Consider the following 17,453-nt stretch of genomic DNA (forward strand, 5'->3'; position numbering starts at 1 on the left):
CTTCCTTCGACAACGGATTGCAAACCGATGCCAACACTCTGGCTGGTCGTTTCGGTGCTTGTTCTCGCCGCCATCGGGTATGTGCTGGGTCGCAAACGCGCCCTTCAATCTGCCGGTGGCGATGCGCGGGCGCTGCACTCTTTGCCCAATTACTACGGGCTGAACGTCGCTTTTGCCGCGCTCATCCCGGCCTTGGGCGTTCTGATCATCTGGTTGCTGGCGCAGCCGCTGGTTATCGAAAACGCGGTCTCGGACATAATCCCGGACGAGGCCATCCCCGAGGAGTCAACCCGCAGCCTGATCATGTCCGATGTGCGCCGGGTCGCCAGCGGTCTGGACTTTGCCGTCGAGCAAGGGGCGATGACCCTGGCGGAGTCGCAGTCTCTTAACGCCGAAGCCAGTGATATCCGCGCCCGGTTGGGTGAGGTCGGCGTCGCACTTGGGGCCGAGGTCAGGGCCGAAGTTCTGGAAGCGGCGCAAAACTACCGGCAAATGACCACCACCGGCAAACACGCGATGACATTGGTTGTCGCTCTGCTGGCAGTGGCCGGACTGGCGATTGCCTATGCGCGCACCCACAAGGATTTCCGCGCCCGCAACGTGGTCGAGCGGGGTGTTCTGGTCCTGCTGATCCTGGCGGCGTCGCTGGCGATCCTGACCACGGTTGGCATCGTCTTTTCGATGCTGTTCGAGACGATGAATTTCTTCGGCCTGCATTCGTGGAAGGATTTCTTCTTCGGTGGCACCTGGGCGCCGAACTTCCGGGGCGATTCAGAACTGTCGATCCTGCCGCTCTTGTGGGGCACCCTTTATATCTCGTTCGTCGCGCTGCTGGTCGCGGTGCCGATCGGTTTGTTTGCGGCGATTTATCTGGCCGAATATGCCAACAAAGCGACCCGCAGTTTCGCAAAGCCGCTGCTGGAAATTCTCGCTGGTATCCCAACCATCGTCTATGGCCTGTTCGCGCTGCTGACCGTTGGTCCGATGCTGGTGGATTTCTTTGGCAAGGGTGGCCTGCTGGGCGTCGAATGGATGGCCGGAGCGACCTCGGTGCTGACGGCGGGTGTGGTGATGGGCATCATGCTGATCCCGTTCGTGTCCTCGCTGTCCGACGACATCATCAACGCGGTACCCCAGTCGATGCGCGACGGCTCGCTGGGGCTGGGCGCGACCAAATCCGAAACCGTGCGGCAGGTTGTTTTGCCCGCAGCGCTGCCTGGCATCGTTGGCGCGGTGCTGCTGGCGGCATCGCGTGCCATCGGTGAAACTATGATCGTTGTGATGGGCGCGGGCGCGATCGCGAAATTCGCGCTCAACCCGCTGGAATCGATGACCACGATCACCACGCGGATTGTCAGCCAGTTGACCGGGGACACGGACTTTGCCAGCCCCGAGACGCTGGTGGCCTTTGCGCTGGGTCTGACCTTGTTCGTTCTGACGCTGGGGCTGAACATTCTGGCGCTTTACATCGTGCGCAAATACCGGGAGCAGTACGAATGACCGATATCAGTCAAAGCGGTGCGCCCAAGCGCACCAGTTCGCTGCTGTCGCAAGACGCGCGCACCGCAAAGCGCAACCGGGCGGAAAGCCGGTTCAAGCTCTACGGTATCCTTGCTATTGCGGTTGGCCTCCTGATGCTGATCACGCTGGTCTATAACATCGTCAGCCGTGGTACCGGGGCGTTCACGCAAACCTTTATCACGCTGGAGGTGACGCTGGCCGAGGACAAGCTGGACAAGAACGGCAACCGCAATCTGGACGAGATCAAGAAGGTCTCGACCTTCGGATACTCGCCGTTGATTAAGGACGCGATCGGCAAGGAGGTTGAGAAGCTCGGCATCAAGACCGATTTGTCGGCCAAGGACCAGGCTGCAATCCTGTCCAAAAGTGCGGCTGCGCAGCTGCGTGATTATGTGATCGCCAACCCGGACAAGATCGGAGAGACGGTTCAATTCCGCTTCCTCGCCAATTCCCGCGTCGATGGCTACATGAAAGGCCGGGTCAGCCGGGAGAGCATCGCCAATGACAAGTCGATCTCACCAGCGCAACTGGATTTCGTGGATCAACTGGTGGCGGATGGCGTGATCGTCAAATCCTTCAACCTGGACTTCATCTTTGGCGCGGATGCCTCTGACCAGCGGCCCGAAGCTGCGGGGATCGGGGTGTCGATGATCGGCTCGCTCTTCATGATGCTGGTAGTTCTGGCGCTGGCGCTGCCCATCGGCGTGGCCGCCTCGATCTATCTGGAGGAGTTCGCCCCCAAGAACTGGATCACCGATATCATCGAGGTCAATATCTCGAACCTGGCGGCGGTGCCCTCCATCGTGTTCGGTATTCTGGGCCTGGCGGTCTTCATCAACTACATGCACCTGCCGATGTCGGCACCGCTGGTGGGTGGTCTGGTACTGACGCTGATGACACTGCCGACCATCATCATCTCAACACGCGCTTCGCTCAAAGCAGTGCCGCCCAGCATCCGCGATGCGGCGCTTGGGGTCGGGGCCTCGAAAATGCAGTCGGTGTTCCACCACGTGCTGCCGCTGGCCGCGCCGGGCATCCTGACCGGCACCATCATCGGGCTGGCACAGGCGCTGGGGGAAACTGCACCGCTGCTGCTGATCGGCATGGTCGGGTTCATCGCCTCGAACGCGCCGGACAGCGTCGCAAGCGGCTTGCTGTCGCCGAACTCGGCCATGCCCGCGCAGATTTACGAATGGGCGAAACGGGCTGACCCGGCGTTTTATGAACGCGCCTGGGGCGGGATTATCATCCTGCTGATCTTTCTTGTTACAATGAACACTGTGGCCGTAATCCTGCGTCGCCGCTTTGAGCGCCGCTGGTAATGGAGGGGCACGATATGAACGATATGGCACGAGTAGCGAGAGCTGTGGACACTGGCCAAGCCAAGATCACCGCCAGCGATGTGCAGGTCCATTATGGCGACACCCACGCCATCAAGGATGTGAACGTCGAAATCGGTGACAAGACGGTCACTGCCTTCATCGGCCCGTCAGGCTGCGGCAAGTCGACCTTTCTGCGCTGTCTGAACCGGATGAACGACACCATCGATATCTGCCGGGTCAGGGGCAATATCCTACTGGATGGCGAGGATATCTATGACAAGCGGGTCGATCCGGTGCAGTTGCGCGCCAAGGTGGGCATGGTGTTTCAGAAGCCCAACCCGTTTCCCAAGTCGATCTATGACAATGTGGCCTATGGCCCGCGCATTCACGGTCTCGCCAAGAACAAGGCGGAACTGGATGAGATCGTTGAGAAATCCCTGCGTCGTGGGGCGATCTGGAACGAGGTCAAGGACCGGCTGGATGCGCCGGGCACCGGCCTGTCGGGTGGTCAGCAACAGCGCCTGTGTATCGCCCGCGCGGTTGCCACCGAACCCGAAGTTTTGCTGATGGATGAGCCCTGTTCAGCGCTCGACCCCATCGCAACCGCGCAGGTCGAGGAACTGATCGACGAGCTGCGCCAGCGGTATTCGGTGGTGATCGTGACCCACTCGATGCAACAGGCCGCGCGGGTCAGCCAGAAAACCGCGTTCTTCCATCTGGGCAACCTTGTCGAGTTCGGCGAGACAGGCCAGATCTTTACCAATCCGCAGGACCCGCGGACGGAAAGCTACATCACCGGGCGCATCGGCTAAGCAAGGGCATGACCATGACGGAACAACATATCGCATCCGCCTTCGACCGTGAGCTCGAGTCGATTCAGGCGCATATCATGAAGATGGGCGGGTTGGTCGAGGCGGCCATCGGTGCCTCGGCGACATCGCTTGAAACGCGCGACGAGGAACTGGCACTGAAAGTGCGCGCCGATGACAAGGCCATCGACGCGCTGGAAGAGGTAATCGACGAGGAAGCCGCGCGGCTCATCGCCCTGCGCGCGCCCACCGCGATCGATCTGCGGCTGGTGCTGTCGGTGCTGAAGGTTGCGGGTAATCTGGAGCGGATTGGCGATTACGCCAAGAACATCGCCAAGCGAAACTCGGTGCTGATCACCGTGCCGCCGGTCAATGACAGCGCCGCAGCCCTGCGCCGCATGGCGCGCGAGGTGGAACGGATGCTGAAAGACGCGCTCGATTCCTATATCCAGCGCGATGCCGAACTGGCTGCCGATGTCATTGAACGCGACCGCGAGGTCGACCAGATGTACAATGCGCTGTTCCGCGAGTTCCTGACCTTCATGGCGGAAGAACCGCGCAGCATAACCTCTTGTATGCATTTGCACTTCATCGCCAAGAATATCGAACGGATGGGCGATCACGTCACCTCGATCGCCGAGCAGGTGGTCTATCTCGTTACCGGTGAACGCCCGGAAGAGGCACGCCCGAAAGCCGATACAACATCGCTGACAGCATAAGGGACCAGTTTCATGGCTGCTGCCGCTGCACAACCAACCGTTCTGGTGGTCGAGGATGAACCGGCTCAACGTGAAGTGCTGGGCTACAATCTGGAAGCCGAAGGGTTTCGCGTCGTCAAGGCCGAGAATGGCGAAGACGCGCTGCTGCTGGTGGAAGAGGACAGTCCCGACATCATCGTTCTGGACTGGATGATGCCCAATCTCAGCGGAATTGAGGTCTGCCGCAGGCTGAAGATTCGGCCCGACACGCGCAGCATCCCAGTCATCATGCTTTCGGCCCGCTCGGAAGAAGTGGACAAGGTGCGCGGGCTGGAAACCGGGGCGGATGACTACGTGGTCAAACCCTATTCGGTCGCTGAGCTGATGGCGCGCGTGCGCACGCAGTTGCGCCGCGTGCGCCCCTCGACCGTGGGGCTGCGGCTGGAATTCGAAGATATCGTGCTGGACGCCGAAACCCATAAGGTCAGCCGATCGGAACAGCCGCTGAAGCTGGGCCCGACCGAGTTTCGCCTGCTCAGCACCTTCATGGAAAAGCCGGGTCGGGTCTGGAGCCGCGAGCAGTTGCTCGACCGGGTCTGGGGGCGTGATATCTATGTGGATACGCGGACGGTGGATGTGCATATCGGGCGTCTGCGCAAGGCTTTGACCCAGCATGGCGGCACGGATCCGGTGCGCACGGTGCGCGGTGCGGGATACGCTCTGGGCTGACACTTAGCGCGGCAGATCATCCTCGGGCTGGGCGCGCTGCGCCAGCCAGTCGCGGAACTGTCGCAAAACCGGGTCCTCGGACCCGGATTTTGGCCAGACGAGATAATAGGCGCCGTTGGCTTCGACCGAATGGTCATGAACCGGAACCAACCGTCCGGTCGCCAGTTCCTGCTCGACCAGGTATTCCGGCATCAGGGCGACACCAAGCCCGTGCAGGGCGGCCTGTGTGATGGTCGAGAACTGATCATAGATCATGCCGGGCAGGGGCGGTGACACTGCTACGCCCACGCGCGCAAACCAGTCCTGCCAGGCATTGGGCCGGGTCTGAATATGCAGCAGCGGCAGTTTCAGCAGGTCCGCCGGATCATCGGGTGGCCTACCGATCAGACCGGGGGCCGCCACCGGCACAACACGCTCGGTCTTCAGCAAAAGCGCCTCGGTGCCCCGCCAATCCGGTTGACCGAAATGTATCGCCGCATCAAAGGGTTCCACGTCGAAGCTGAACGGTCTGAGCTGGGTCGACAGGTTGACCGTTATGTCGGGATGCAGATGGGTGAATTCGGGCAATCTGGGTACCAGCCAGCGCATTCCGAATGTGGGCAGGATCGCAAGGGTCAAGCTGCCGCCGGTGGGCTGTACCTGCAATTGGATCGACGCCTGCGCAATCTGGTTCAGGGCCGCGCGGACCTCGACGACATAGTCGGATGCGGCCGAGGTCAGCGACAGGCGCTTTCTGTCGCGCCGGATCAGCGTGACGCCCAGTTGCTCTTCCAGCCCTTGAAGCTGTCTGGAAATCGCACTCTGCGTCAGGGCCATTTCCTCGGCCACAGCCGAGGCCGAGCCAAGGCGGTCGAGCGCCTCCAGCGCGCGCAACGCGGAAAGGGACGGGATCAGACGGCGGGCAGGAGTCATCTATGCGAAAATCTCACGTATCGATGCGGTTTTATCGCTGTTTTTTGCGCCCTGCGCACGTTATTTTTACCCCAGCCCTGCATTGGAGACCTGCCATGAACGCCCCCGTTGCCAAACCGACCCTGAAAGCCAAGGACGCGCCAGATCTGGGGCCGTTCAATTGGGAAGACCCGCTGCGGCTGCAGGACCAGTTGACCGAAGACGAGCGCATGATCGCCCAAAGCGCCCACGCTTATGCGCAAGAAAAGCTGCAGTCGCGCGTGACCGAGGCGTTCGAAACCGAGGCCACCGATCCGGCGATCTTTCGCGAGATGGGCGAGATGGGGCTGCTGGGCATCACCATCCCCGAGGAATATGGCGGGCTGGGCGCGGGCTATGTGTCTTATGGGCTGGTCGCGCGCGAGATCGAGCGGGTGGATAGCGGCTATCGTTCGATGATGTCGGTGCAAAGCTCGCTGGTCATGTATCCGATCTATGCCTATGGCAGCGAAGCACAGCGTCAGAAATACCTGCCAAAGCTTGCCAGCGGTGAATATATCGGCTGTTTCGGCCTGACCGAACCGGACGCGGGCTCTGACCCGGCGGGCATGAAAACCCGCGCCGAAAAGATCGAGGGCGGCTATCGCCTGACCGGCACCAAGATGTGGATTTCCAACGCGCCGATCGCGGATGTCTTTGTGGTCTGGGCCAAGTCCGACGCTCATGACGGCAAAATCCGTGGCTTCGTGCTGGATAAGGGCCTGCCGGGCCTGAGCGCGCCGAAGATCGCCAACAAGATGTCCCTGCGCGCGTCGATCACCGGCGAGATCGTCATGGACGGCGTCGAGGTCGGTGAAGAGGCGCTTTTGCCCAATGTGCAGGGCCTCAAGGGGCCGTTTGGGTGTTTGAACCGCGCCCGCTATGGCATCTCCTGGGGTGTGATGGGTGCGGCCGAGGCGTGCTGGCACGGCGCGCGGCAATACGGGCTGGATCGCAAACAGTTCAACAAGCCCCTGGCACAAACACAGCTGTTCCAGCGCAAACTGGCCGATATGCAGACCGAGATCGCGCTGGGTCTGCAGGCCAGCCTGCGGGTCGGGCGGCTGATGGATGAGGCCAGTGCCGCGCCCGAGATGATCTCGATCATCAAGCGCAACAATTGCGGCAAGGCGCTGGAGATCGCGCGTCACGCCCGCGACATGCATGGTGGCAACGGGATCAGCCTGGAATTCCAGGTGATCCGCCACATGGTGAACCTTGAAACGGTGAACACCTACGAAGGCACCCATGACGTCCACGCGCTGATCCTGGGGCGCGCCCAAACCGGATTGCAGGCCTTTTATTAAGCGTGGGGCCTCTTTAAGCCCGAACGCGAGCTGGAGCGCCGTTTGTGATTTGTCCCTCTACATCAGACGGTTCTGAACTTCCAGCAGGTTCTGTCGTATCACGAATTGGCTATTCGTCTTGCCACCGATGATCCAACCGATGATCGAAGTTCCGGAACCAGATTTCCGCTATCTGCTCTTGATTGGCGACAAATTCTGTCACTGCGTTGCAGCGCGGCAGATCTGGCTGCGGGTTGTGCCAAGCCGAGAGCATAGCCAGAAAGATATCAGCCGGAGACAGCCTCATCCCGCAAAGAAAGGCGCTATCCGCGAGTTCGTTTTCGATAAGATGCAAAGCCCGGTGCGTGCGGGCCCTGGCGGCGGTCCTTATGGCGTTGCGTAGCTGCTCTTGCGGAATAGAGGGGTCAATCGCGTATCTGTCAGGGTAGCTTTTTCGCAGGATACCTTCATAGACATTGGTCGCCAGAAAGCTGGTCCAGCGATAGAAGCGGGAAACATCTTCGACAAACAGGTTTGGCCCGTACCGAAGCGATCTGTGCCTCTCGGCGAGATAAAACAGGATGGCGGCGCATTCGGTCAGAACCGCGCCCTCGGGCGTGGTCAGGACGGGCACTTGCCCCCATGGATTGAGATCGCGGAACTGATCGGGCAATGGCGAGGACGGGTCGGATGCGATCAGATCGAGTTCGAACGGTATGTCGGCCAGTGTCAGAGCAGCCTCAACAACAAAGCCACCCGAGCCAAGGCGGTTGATCAATCGGTAAGGTTTCATTGCGGCTGCGCCGAGATATAGCTCAGAAGACGGTCCTTCGCGCGCTTCGGTAGGTCGTCGGGCAGGGTATCCGGGGTCGCTGGCCCATCTCCGACCTGGATCAGCATGACCATGCCCATCGCGTAATGCGGCGTGCATTTGATGCCGTAGATGCCGGGAACCGTAAAGGTGACCTCGATCTCTTCATTGATCTTGCCTTTGAAGGGCTCGGCGCCACCGGGCACCATACCATCGATGCTGGCAGCGTTGTGGCCCGGTCGTGTGGCGAGGAATTTCACCGTGTCGCCGGGCGCGATCTTCAGATAGCTCGGGGCATAGACCATCGAGCCGGTCTCATCGCGGTTCAGCATCTCAACCTCATGCAGCTCTGCCAGCGCAACGGACGGTAAGATAGAAACAATGAGGGCAACGAGTAAACGCATGTTGGGTCCTTTGGCTATGACATGGCTGTGTGGAAACGGATGACCTGCGATTGATCCGCCGGGTCGGTGAGGAAGTGGGCGCAGACGCCGAACACCTCGCGCAGCATCCCCTCTGACAGAATTTCTTTCGGGGTTCCGCTGGCCTTGAGGCGGCCATTCTCAAGAATGCAAATCCGGTCGCAGAGCATCGCCTGGTTCAGATCATGCAGCGCAATCACGGCGGTTACGGGCAGGCGCGCAACCATGTGCAGGATCGCCAGTTGGTGTCGGATATCCAGATGGTTGGTCGGCTCGTCCAGCAGCAGGATTTGCGGCTGCTGCGCCAGCGCGCGGGCGATATGAACCCGCTGCCGTTCGCCGCCGGACAGCGTGTGCCAGTGTCGGTGCCCAAAGCCCGACAGGTCCACATCGGCCAGCGCCTGCGCAACAATCGCATCATCCTGAGCGCCCCAGCCCCGCAACGCCGACAGCCAGGGGGTGCGGCCCAATTCGACCGCATCGCGTACGGTGATGCGGTCGGCAGTGTCGGCATGTTGCTCAACCAGCGCCAATCTTTGCGCGATCTCGCGCTGGCGCATCCCGGCCATGCTCTGGCCACCCAGATGCACGGAACCTCTGGAGGGCGTGCGGATGCCCGCAAGCATACGCAGCAAAGTGGATTTGCCCGACCCGTTTGGCCCGATCAGCCCCAGCTTTTCGCCTTCGTTCACGGTCAAGGAAATATCGCTGACGATGGGTTTCCCGCGCGTCTCCCAGCCGAGGTTTTGGCACGACAGGATCATGGCGACGTTCTCCCGCCGATCAGGATCAGGGCAAACACGGGCGCGCCGACCAGGGCGGTGACGACCCCGATAGGCAAAACCTGTCCGGGGATGATCATGCGTGAGATGACATCCGCGAAGATAAGGAAGACGGCTCCGGCGAGCGCCGAGGCGGGCACCAACCGGCCATGCCGGTGGCCGACCACAAAGCGCATGGCGTGCGGGATCACAAGGCCGACAAAGCCGATGGCCCCGACAACTGAAACCATGGCGGCGGTTACCAGCGCGGCGATACCGATCAGGGTCAGTTGCACGCGCTTCACAGCGATACCCAGCGAGGCGGCGCTGTCTGCACCAAAGGTGAACGCATCCAGAGCGCGGGTGTTCCACAGGCAGGCCACGATGCCAAACATTGCAGCGGGCAGCGCGCTGGCAACGTCAGGCCAGCGCACACCGGACATATTGCCCAGCAACCAGAACATGATGGCGCGGGCCTGTTCCGCATTGGCGGATTTGGTGATCAGAAAGGCGGTCAATGCGTTGAACATTTGCGACCCGGCGATCCCGGCCAAAACGATGACCCCCGCCGCGCGCAGGCCGACACCGCCGCCCGCAGCATGGGCGAGCAGCGCGACAAAAGCGAAGGCCAGCAGGGAACCCATGAACGCGCCTGCAGACAGCGAGATCAGCCCGCCGCCCAGCCCCAGCACGGTGACGGCGACGGCTCCGGTTGAGGCCCCCGCCGAGATGCCCAGAAGATAGGGATCGGCCAGCGCATTGCGCAGCAGCGCCTGCAAGATCACGCCGGACAGGGCCAGCCCCGCGCCGCAGCAGGCGGCCACAACCGCGCGCGACATGCGGTAATTCCAGATGATGCCCTCGTCGATCTTGTCGACGGGATAGCCCGCATCAAACAGTTTGTTGGCCAGCACCTTCAGTACCACGCCGGGTGGAATACTGGTTTCCCCCAAAGCGGCCCCGAACAACAGCGCGGCCAGAAGCACCGGGGGCACGACCAGCCCCCAGTGCCACAGCGACCGGCGCGCAAGTGGCCGATCAATTGCCGTCATTGGGTCAGACCAAAAGCAGGCAGTTCATCCGCGATCTGCTCCAATGCATAGATGGCGCGGACGGTCGGGCTCATGGCATGGGCGTCGATGGTGATGATCCGGCCTTCCTTGACGGCGGTCATTTCCTTGGCGACCGGGTCGCTCATAAGGAATGCGCGCTTTTTCTCGACGTCGTCCGCCGGGAAACGGCGGCGGTCCATTTCGGCAATCACAATGAAGGTCGGATCAGCCTTGGCGATGGTTTCCCAGCCCACAAGCGGCCATTCCTCGCCCGAGGTAACCACATTATCGACACCCAGCTTGTCCATCATGTAAGCAGGAACGCCCTGCTGACCGGCGACATAAGGGTCTGACTCCATATCCGCCGACGAGAACCAGAACAGCGCCGAGGACCCCTCTGGCAGGTTCAGGCCTGCGGCCTTGGCGATGGCCTGTTCCTCGCGGGTTTTCAGATCGTCTACCAGCGCGGCACCCGCATCCTGAGCATCATAGATTTCGGCAAGCTGTTCGATGCTGGTGTACAATTGCTGGGTCGAGAACAGTTCCGACCGTGTGCCATCGACCCCAACCGAGTTATCCTTGGCCGCGCAATCGGTGGGCATCACATAGGTGGGCACGTTCACATCGTGAAACATCTCGCGCGTGGCGACGATCCCTTCGGCTCCCACATGCCATTCATACATGACTGTGACCAGTTGGGGTTTCTTGCCAACGACGCTTTCAAAGCTGGGATCATTATCGGCCAGACGTTCGATCTTGTCGTTGATCTCTTTGAACTCGGGCAGGACCGGGTTGAACCAGACCGAGGTGCCCGAGAGTTTGTCCTGCTGGCCCAGCAGATACAGGATTTCGGTCGTGGACTGCCCGATGGTCACGGTGCTGTCGGGTGCCTTGTCGAAGGTCAGCGTGTGGCCGCAATTCTCAATGGTCAGCGGATAGCTGGTCTTATCCGCAAAGGCCGGTGCGCTCAGCACAGCGGCCAGCGCGGTCAGGGTGATGAATTTGGATGTCATTGTCTTGGCTCCGGTAAATCCGATGCCGGGGTTTGAAAACAGAAAGAAAAAGGCCAGCAACCGGGCAGGCAAGTGCACTAATCCATGCACGGCACAAAGGTGTCAGTCGCATCACGATCCTTTCCCGAGCAACCCCGCCCGGTGGTTCAGGTTTACGTCGGCAGGTCTCCTGACTGACGGATCTTAGCTGGCCCTGACCTTCCCAGACCGTTTGGCCCAGTGGTATGTTCAGAGCTGGCTCACCGCCTACAGTTGCGGGGGCAGTTTCGGTTCATATGGGTCTGACCCATATGGCGAATTCCCTGTTAGGTCCGAATGGACACCGACAAACCGCGCATGACATCTCAGGGCTGTATCGTCAAGATTCGAAATCATCCAAAGATGGTCAGTCGTCAATTCTGCTAGCGCAACGCTGCCCCTTTTGGCACGCCGCAACGAAGCTTTTGGGCCCTTGTTGAGCGACAAGTATCGGCGGATCGTCAGCTATGCAACTTGGCAAGGCCTAAACCGCTTCTTGTCGGCTTAGGTCTTACGGCCCGGGCAGCGCCAATAAGCACAAGATACATCAAACCCAAGATCGCATCAGAGGGTCAATTACCAGCGATTCTGCCACTTGAGCTTGCTGATACGTTATACTATCACAGGTAAATCTGAACCAGATTCTGTGTGAAATCGTGGCGCTTTCCCCTTGCCTGTCCATTGACCGATTAACGGTTTCTCTGAATGGGCAATCGATCCTGAACGGTATCGATCTTGTGCTTGAACCGGGTCAGCGGGTTGCCCTGCTGGGCCAATCCGGATCCGGCAAGTCCATGACGGCACGGGCCGCTCTGGGCCTGCTTCCGCCGCAGGCCGAGATCACCGGGCGGATCGACGTTGGCGGTGTTGATGTCACCCGCACGCCGGCCCTCTCGCGGCCCGCATCAGCACGGCCGGCGATGGTGATGCAGGATACGCAGGCGGCGCTCAACCCGTTGACAACCATCGGTTATCAGCTTGAACAACCGCTGCGAAAATCAGGTTTGGGTGCCGCGGACGCGCGCCGAGCAAGCATCGACCTTCTGGCGCGGGTCGGCATGCCCGAGCCTGAGCAGATCGCGCGGCGGTGTTCTCCCGAATTGTCGGGCGGTCAGCGACAGCGGGTTTGTATTGCGATGGCCGTCGCCTGCAAGGCTCAGACAATCATCGGGGACGAACCCACCTCGGCGCTGGATGTGGTGACGCAGGCTCAGATCCTGAGGCTTTTGCGCGACGTCACCCAAGCCCCCGGCGGGCCGGGCCTGTTGCTGATTACCCATGACCTTCACGCAGCCGCGCATCTATGTGACCGCGCCCTTGTCATCGAGGCAGGGCGCATCGTCGAGGACGCACCGATGCAACGGCTCGTGACCGATCCTCAGCACGCGCATACGCGTGAGTTGATCGCCTCAGCCAGAAACTGCGGCATCGCCTGCGAGAGGTTGTACGGATGACCTTCCTGTCGATAGGTAACCTGTCGCTTGCGTATCCGGCGCCGCGCGGGTTTTGGCGTAAGACACCGCCGGCGCCCGCGCTGCACGAAGTCTCCTTCGATCTCGACGCAGGCGACCGAGTCGGTCTGGTTGGCGTGTCCGGCTCTGGAAAGTCCAGCCTGCTGCGATGCCTTCTTGCGCTTGAAGCCCCGCAGGCCGGGCAGATCTTTTGTGACGGGCGCGCCGTCCTGCCAGGTTCAGTCGCGTCGCTGCGCTGGTATCGGCGCATGGTGCAGTATATTCCGCAGGATCCGGCGGGATCGCTGGAGCCGCGCATGACGGTCTTACAACTCGTGACCGAACCGTTGCTGCGCCTGCATATCGACCGGAACCCCGAACAACTCGCAAAACAGGCGCTCGCCAGCATTGGCCTGGATCACCGTTTCCTTTCGCGCCGACCGGGCGAGTTGTCTGGCGGGCAGGCGCAACGCGTAGCGATTGCCCGTGCCATTGCGATGCGCCCTGTATTCCTGCTGGCGGACGAGCCGGTCAGTGGGCTGGATATGACCATCCGCGCCCAGGTGGCGCGCGTGCTGAAAGACCTTTCCACAGATCAAGGCACAGGCTTCCTTATGGTGTCACATGACATCTCCATTTTGGCTGAACTGTGCCAGCGGATACTGGTCATGCAAGAGGGCCGCATAGTCGAAGATCGACCCACCCGCGACCTGCTGCGCGACCCGCACCACCCGCATACGCAAGAATTGTTAAACGCCGCACCGCCGATGATCGCCGCGGCATAAGAAAGGACCCCCAATGAAATCTACCCTTCTAAGCGCCGCGCTCGTCGGCCTGAGCCTCGCAGGCGCTGCGCATGCCGAAGACCCGCGCATCGGTGTCGCAATGCTGCAACCGCCGCGCTCGGGGTTGAGCCCGTTATCCGACGACGCCTTCAAGTTGTCCCGCTGGTCCACTGCGGAAACACTGATCCGCCTGAACGCCGACGGTGAACCGCAGCCCTTGCTGGCAACCGAATGGAGCCGAATTGACGATCATACGTGGCGGTTTGTGATCAGGTCCGGCGTCAAGTTTCACGATGGCACCGATCTGACCCCGGAGCAGGTCGCAGCCGCGTTGTTGGCGGCAACGCAGGCCGCGCCCAAGCCGCGCATTCTTGATGGGGTCGAGATGGCGGTTGAGGTCGATGGCAATGCCGTGATCGTTCGCACCGAGGCCGTCGATCCTTTGGTACCCAATCGTCTCTCCAGCCCGCAGCTCGCGATTCTGGCTGAAAAAGCCTATGGCGAAAAAGGTGTCGTGACACCGACCGGAGCAGGGACCGGCCCGTTTGTTCTGACGGAAATCAACGGCGTGACGAGCGCGCATCTGGATCGGTTCGACGACTATTGGGGTGAGCGTGCCAAGCTAGCGGGCATCGATGCCGACTATGTAGGCGATGGCACCGCGCGAGGGGCCGCGTTGCGCACCGGTACCGCGCAGGTGGTCGAAACCGTTCCGGTCAGCCAGGCTGCGCTGATCGACCCGGCTCTGATTCACGAAGTCCCGATGCCGCGCACCAATACGCTCTACGTGAACTCCAAGAAGGGCCCGCTGACCGATCCCGCCCTGCGCAGCGCGGTACGTGATGCGATTGACCGCGACGCTATCGTCCGGACCGTTTATGAAGGGCGGGCCGACGTCGCGCGCGGTCTGTTCGGCCCGGCGCTACCCTGGGCGAACCCCTTGCGAACGCCGATCGATCACGTCCAAGCCAAGGCCCCTGAAGGCACCAAGATCACGCTTGGCACCTATACTGACCGGGCCGAATTGCCCGAAGTCGCCGTACTGGTCGCCCAAATGCTGGGCGAGGCGGGTTTCGACGTCACTCAGGATGTCCGCGAATACGCCAATATCGAGGCCGACATGCTGGCTGGTAATTTCGACCTCATTATTCTGTCACGTGCCACCGTGCTCGATAGCGGTGATCCGGTGTCCTACATGGTCAGTGATTTCGGGTGCGAAGGCTCGTTCAACATCTCGCAGCTTTGCGACCCGGCAGTCGACGCCGCCCTTGAGGCCGCAGCCGCAATCGAGCCCGGTGTGGAGCGCCGCGAGGCCATCATCGCCGCTGAGGCCGCCATTCTGGCAAGTGGTGCAGCCGTTCCGATGCTGCATGGGCGCATCATTCAAGGTGAGGCCGCTAACGTGTCCGGAGCGCAACGCGACCCGCGCGAGCGCAGGCTGATCACGGAACACACCACGCTGACCAAATGATCCAAACGCTGGATCGTCTGACCCCCGCGCTTTCGCGCGGGGTGACATTGGTTGGTGTGATGGTTCTGGTGGCCTTGCTGCCCTGGATCTCGAACAAAGATCCCGCGCTCAGCATTCTGCGGGCGCGGATGGGCGAGCAGAACCCGACGCCCGAAGCGCTGGCGGCCATTCGTGAGCGGCTTGGACTGGCGCTCGGGCCGGTTGAGCACCTCAAGGCCTGGGCTGCGGGGCTCTTGCATGGCGATCTGGGGACCTCGTGGATTTCCGGCGCCCCCGTTCTGTCGGACATGCTCAATGCCTTCGGTGTGTCATTGATCCTGATGGCGGCGGCCTTTACGGTTGCCAGCGCGATTGCCTTTTTGGTCTGCTGGCCCACGATGCGGCGCGGTTTGCACGGGCGTGATACCCGGACATCCGGCATCGTCGCAGCGACGCTGACCGCACTGCCCGAGTTCCTGCTGTCGGCTTTGCTGCTGGTTATGTTCTCGGTCTGGCTTGGCTGGTTTCCCCCCTATGGTTGGGGTGATGTGGTGCATGTCGTGTTGCCGGCCTTTGCTCTGGGCCTGCCGGCGGGCGGGTATCTGGGACGGCTTATTTCAAATGCGATTTCCGCGACATTCCAGGAGCGTTGGATCGCGACATGGGCCATGGCGGGGTTTTCGCGCGGTAAAATCGCGCGGGCTGTTATGCGTCGCAGCCTGCCTGCGCTGATGCCGCAGATTGGCATGGTTATCGTGGCGATGACAGGTGGTGCCATCGCCGTTGAACAGGTCTTCTCGATCCCTGGCCTTGGTCGGGCAGTTCTTGGGGCGGCCTCGGCGCAGGACCTTCCGGCGCTCCAGGCCGGAATCCTGATCCTGCTGGTCAATGCGCTGCTGATCGGAGTGATCGCCAACCTGATCCGGGTCGCCCTGCTGGGTCGCGCGCTTGGCATAGGTGCGCTGCCGGTGCCCGAACTCGAACAACCAACGCGGGATCGTCGGCTCTGGCTGGTGCCTTGCGCGGTTGTGCTTATCCTTCTTTTGATGATCGTTCTGGGTCTGCCGCGCGACCCGTTCACATCACTATACATTCGATTGCAACCCCCAAGCCTGTCTTTGCCGCTGGGAGCTGATGGCCTTGGTCGGGATGTGCTCGCACGTATTGCACATGGCGCGGTCGCGACCATCGGAATGGCACTGGTCGTGACGCTGGTCTCGCTGATCATCGGACTGGCTATGGGGTTGATGCCCCGTCTGGCCATCGGCTTGATCGAGGTCACCAAAGCCACGCCGCCGACCATTGCTGCCCTGATTGTTGTGGCCGCAATCGGGCCAAGCCTGATCGGCGCGCTGATCGCCGTGTGTGCGGTCGCCTGGGCGCCCCTTGCGGCGCACACCGCCGCGCTGGTTTCAGAGGCGCGATCCCAGCCCCATGTCCGCATCGCACCTATACTGGGTGTCACACGTCTGCGCCTCATTCCGCGTTCAATCCTGCCTGCGGTGTTTGGCCCCGTAATGCGCCACGCCATGCTGCGCCTGCCGGGAAACGCGCTTGCCCTGGCGGCGCTTGGCTTTCTCGGGCTCGGCTCGCCGCCGCCGTCACCGGAATGGGGCCTGATCCTGGCTGACGCGCTGCCTTACATGGAACGCGCGCCCCTGGCGGTGCTGGCCCCCGCAGCCTCATTGGCGCTGATGTCGGTGCTGGGCGTGTCACTGGCCGCACTGGTGCGGCGCTAACAGTGGCTTAGTCGCAAGCAGCAATGAAGCCAGCCCAGAGCAGCCACCTGGCTGCTCAGCGCAGGTCAAATGAGACACACTCAGAGGCTTACCCCGGCACGAACCCGCTGGGCCGAGAAGTGACGGCTTGCCGATTTACGTTAGGACACAACCCGAATCTCTTGGGCGCGTTGCTGCACCCGTGCGTCCAGAACGGCGCTTTGCCCCGGCATTAAACAAAAGCTGCGACATACGGGCGCCAAATTCATAACCGCCGATCCACCCATCTGCCGCGGACAGGTCAGGTGTTGTCGCGCCATCATTCACGCTGCCTCCGGCAAAGGTGTCCAGTTCGAACCGTGGGGCCCAGAAAATTCCCGGCTTGCTGAAGCTCGCACGCATTCGCCCGCTTGTTGGACTCTTGAACGACACCATTTGTTGAGGTGTCTGGTAGTCGGTTCGATAGTTCAGAAACAGTTCGCGGCGCCTTTGCGCCACACATCGCGCTGGCAACGGAATTGCCCGGCACTCCTTCGTTTGCCAGTGCTAGAGTCAGGGAAACATTCAGCGACGATGCCAAAAGGGATGATTGGTTGTCGTCCTGCTTGACGCTTGCGCATGAAGTGATTGAACTGATGCCCCAGCAAGAGCAACTGGCTGGCCATGTGTCAGCGGGC

The 17,453-nt window shown here is 61.3% G+C and carries 16 protein-coding genes and 1 riboswitch; of the genes, 10 read left to right on the top strand and 6 right to left on the bottom strand.

Features of this window, described 5'->3' with window-relative positions; genetic code table 11:
- The first annotated feature begins 27 nt into the window (after positions 1-27).
- The 5 genes from pstC to phoB are packed head-to-tail and all read left to right on the top strand — an operon-like array spanning position 28 to position 5,079.
- Complete coding sequence (gene pstC, locus AB1E34_RS19240) at positions 28-1,500, top strand: phosphate ABC transporter permease subunit PstC (RefSeq protein WP_372573937.1); 1,473 nt, start codon at positions 28-30, stop codon at positions 1,498-1,500.
- Positions 1,497-2,843: a phosphate ABC transporter permease PstA gene (pstA, locus tag AB1E34_RS19245; protein WP_372573938.1), complete on the top strand. Its 1,347-nt coding sequence runs from the start codon at positions 1,497-1,499 to the stop codon at positions 2,841-2,843. Before pstC ends, pstA begins: the two co-directional genes overlap by 4 nt.
- A gap of 14 nt (positions 2,844-2,857) precedes the next feature.
- Positions 2,858-3,655 (top strand): phosphate ABC transporter ATP-binding protein PstB, encoded by a 798-nt coding sequence (pstB, locus tag AB1E34_RS19250; RefSeq protein ID WP_372573939.1) that lies wholly within the window; start codon positions 2,858-2,860, stop codon positions 3,653-3,655.
- 14 nt (positions 3,656-3,669) lie between these two features.
- The gene (phoU, locus tag AB1E34_RS19255) at positions 3,670-4,371 is read left to right on the top strand and encodes a phosphate signaling complex protein PhoU (RefSeq protein ID WP_372573940.1); all 702 of its coding nucleotides are present in this window, start codon (positions 3,670-3,672) and stop codon (positions 4,369-4,371) included.
- Between the two features lie 12 nt (positions 4,372-4,383).
- Complete coding sequence (gene phoB / locus AB1E34_RS19260; protein ID WP_372573941.1) at positions 4,384-5,079, top strand: phosphate regulon transcriptional regulator PhoB; 696 nt, start codon at positions 4,384-4,386, stop codon at positions 5,077-5,079.
- A 3-nt stretch (positions 5,080-5,082) separates the two neighbouring features.
- Here phoB and AB1E34_RS19265 read toward each other — a convergent pair whose 3' ends face one another.
- Entirely contained in the window at positions 5,083-5,991 is a 909-nt protein-coding gene (locus AB1E34_RS19265; protein WP_372573942.1) for a LysR family transcriptional regulator, read from the bottom strand.
- 95 nt (positions 5,992-6,086) lie between these two features.
- Here AB1E34_RS19265 and AB1E34_RS19270 point away from each other — a divergent pair, with 95 nt between their 5' ends.
- Entirely contained in the window at positions 6,087-7,316 is a 1,230-nt protein-coding gene (locus AB1E34_RS19270) for an acyl-CoA dehydrogenase (RefSeq protein WP_372573943.1), read from the top strand.
- Between the two features lie 109 nt (positions 7,317-7,425).
- On the opposite strand, the gene AB1E34_RS19275 is transcribed toward AB1E34_RS19270, so the two are convergent.
- The 5 genes from AB1E34_RS19275 to AB1E34_RS19295 are packed head-to-tail and all read right to left on the bottom strand — an operon-like array spanning position 7,426 to position 11,354.
- Positions 7,426-8,088 (bottom strand): glutathione S-transferase family protein, encoded by a 663-nt coding sequence (locus tag AB1E34_RS19275; RefSeq protein WP_372573944.1) that lies wholly within the window; start codon positions 8,086-8,088, stop codon positions 7,426-7,428.
- The gene (locus AB1E34_RS19280) at positions 8,085-8,510 is read right to left on the bottom strand and encodes a pseudoazurin (RefSeq protein ID WP_372573945.1); all 426 of its coding nucleotides are present in this window, start codon (positions 8,508-8,510) and stop codon (positions 8,085-8,087) included. Before AB1E34_RS19280 ends, AB1E34_RS19275 begins: the two co-directional genes overlap by 4 nt.
- A gap of 14 nt (positions 8,511-8,524) precedes the next feature.
- On the bottom strand, positions 8,525-9,292 hold the full coding sequence (locus AB1E34_RS19285; protein WP_372573946.1) for an ABC transporter ATP-binding protein: 768 nt from the start codon (positions 9,290-9,292) through the stop codon (positions 8,525-8,527).
- Positions 9,289-10,341: a FecCD family ABC transporter permease gene (locus tag AB1E34_RS19290; RefSeq protein WP_372573947.1), complete on the bottom strand. Its 1,053-nt coding sequence runs from the start codon at positions 10,339-10,341 to the stop codon at positions 9,289-9,291. The genes AB1E34_RS19285 and AB1E34_RS19290 overlap by 4 nt, the downstream gene beginning before the upstream one ends.
- Positions 10,338-11,354, bottom strand: a complete 1,017-nt coding sequence (locus tag AB1E34_RS19295) for an ABC transporter substrate-binding protein (protein WP_372573948.1) — start codon at positions 11,352-11,354, stop codon at positions 10,338-10,340. The genes AB1E34_RS19290 and AB1E34_RS19295 overlap by 4 nt, the downstream gene beginning before the upstream one ends.
- 142 nt (positions 11,355-11,496) lie before the next feature.
- A riboswitch (cobalamin riboswitch) is annotated at positions 11,497-11,696 on the bottom strand.
- A 332-nt stretch (positions 11,697-12,028) separates the two neighbouring features.
- Between AB1E34_RS19295 and AB1E34_RS19300 the strand changes: the two genes are divergently transcribed.
- The 4 genes from AB1E34_RS19300 to AB1E34_RS19315 are packed head-to-tail and all read left to right on the top strand — an operon-like array spanning position 12,029 to position 16,797.
- Positions 12,029-12,826 carry an ATP-binding cassette domain-containing protein gene (locus tag AB1E34_RS19300; protein WP_372573949.1) on the top strand — a complete coding sequence of 266 codons (798 nt, stop codon included), beginning with the start codon at positions 12,029-12,031 and terminating at the stop codon, positions 12,824-12,826.
- On the top strand, positions 12,823-13,608 hold the full coding sequence (locus tag AB1E34_RS19305) for an ABC transporter ATP-binding protein (RefSeq protein ID WP_372573950.1): 786 nt from the start codon (positions 12,823-12,825) through the stop codon (positions 13,606-13,608). The genes AB1E34_RS19300 and AB1E34_RS19305 overlap by 4 nt, the downstream gene beginning before the upstream one ends.
- A gap of 13 nt (positions 13,609-13,621) precedes the next feature.
- Positions 13,622-15,079, top strand: a complete 1,458-nt coding sequence (locus AB1E34_RS19310; protein ID WP_372573951.1) for an ABC transporter substrate-binding protein — start codon at positions 13,622-13,624, stop codon at positions 15,077-15,079.
- Entirely contained in the window at positions 15,076-16,797 is a 1,722-nt protein-coding gene (locus tag AB1E34_RS19315) for an ABC transporter permease subunit (RefSeq protein ID WP_372573952.1), read from the top strand. Before AB1E34_RS19310 ends, AB1E34_RS19315 begins: the two co-directional genes overlap by 4 nt.
- Positions 16,798-17,453 lie beyond the last annotated feature (656 nt).

It is taken from the genome of Ruegeria jejuensis (genome assembly GCF_041537905.1).
In the GTDB taxonomy this organism is placed as follows: Bacteria; Pseudomonadota; Alphaproteobacteria; order Rhodobacterales; family Rhodobacteraceae; genus Ruegeria_C.

Excerpts from the sequence above, each read along its gene's own strand:
- pstC (WP_372573937.1), top strand. The coding sequence starts at position 28 with ATGCCAACACTCTGGCTGGTCGTTTCGGTGCTTGTTCTCGCCGCCATC.
- pstA (WP_372573938.1), top strand. The coding sequence starts at position 1,497 with ATGACCGATATCAGTCAAAGCGGTGCGCCCAAGCGCACCAGTTCGCTG.
- pstB (WP_372573939.1), top strand. The coding sequence starts at position 2,858 with ATGAACGATATGGCACGAGTAGCGAGAGCTGTGGACACTGGCCAAGCC.
- phoU (WP_372573940.1), top strand. The coding sequence starts at position 3,670 with ATGACGGAACAACATATCGCATCCGCCTTCGACCGTGAGCTCGAGTCG.
- phoB (WP_372573941.1), top strand. The coding sequence starts at position 4,384 with ATGGCTGCTGCCGCTGCACAACCAACCGTTCTGGTGGTCGAGGATGAA.
- AB1E34_RS19265 (WP_372573942.1), bottom strand. The coding sequence starts at position 5,991 with ATGACTCCTGCCCGCCGTCTGATCCCGTCCCTTTCCGCGTTGCGCGCG.
- AB1E34_RS19270 (WP_372573943.1), top strand. The coding sequence starts at position 6,087 with ATGAACGCCCCCGTTGCCAAACCGACCCTGAAAGCCAAGGACGCGCCA.
- AB1E34_RS19275 (WP_372573944.1), bottom strand. The coding sequence starts at position 8,088 with ATGAAACCTTACCGATTGATCAACCGCCTTGGCTCGGGTGGCTTTGTT.
- AB1E34_RS19280 (WP_372573945.1), bottom strand. The coding sequence starts at position 8,510 with ATGCGTTTACTCGTTGCCCTCATTGTTTCTATCTTACCGTCCGTTGCG.
- AB1E34_RS19285 (WP_372573946.1), bottom strand. The coding sequence starts at position 9,292 with ATGATCCTGTCGTGCCAAAACCTCGGCTGGGAGACGCGCGGGAAACCC.
- AB1E34_RS19290 (WP_372573947.1), bottom strand. The coding sequence starts at position 10,341 with ATGACGGCAATTGATCGGCCACTTGCGCGCCGGTCGCTGTGGCACTGG.
- AB1E34_RS19295 (WP_372573948.1), bottom strand. The coding sequence starts at position 11,354 with ATGACATCCAAATTCATCACCCTGACCGCGCTGGCCGCTGTGCTGAGC.
- AB1E34_RS19305 (WP_372573950.1), top strand. The coding sequence starts at position 12,823 with ATGACCTTCCTGTCGATAGGTAACCTGTCGCTTGCGTATCCGGCGCCG.
- AB1E34_RS19310 (WP_372573951.1), top strand. The coding sequence starts at position 13,622 with ATGAAATCTACCCTTCTAAGCGCCGCGCTCGTCGGCCTGAGCCTCGCA.
- AB1E34_RS19315 (WP_372573952.1), top strand. The coding sequence starts at position 15,076 with ATGATCCAAACGCTGGATCGTCTGACCCCCGCGCTTTCGCGCGGGGTG.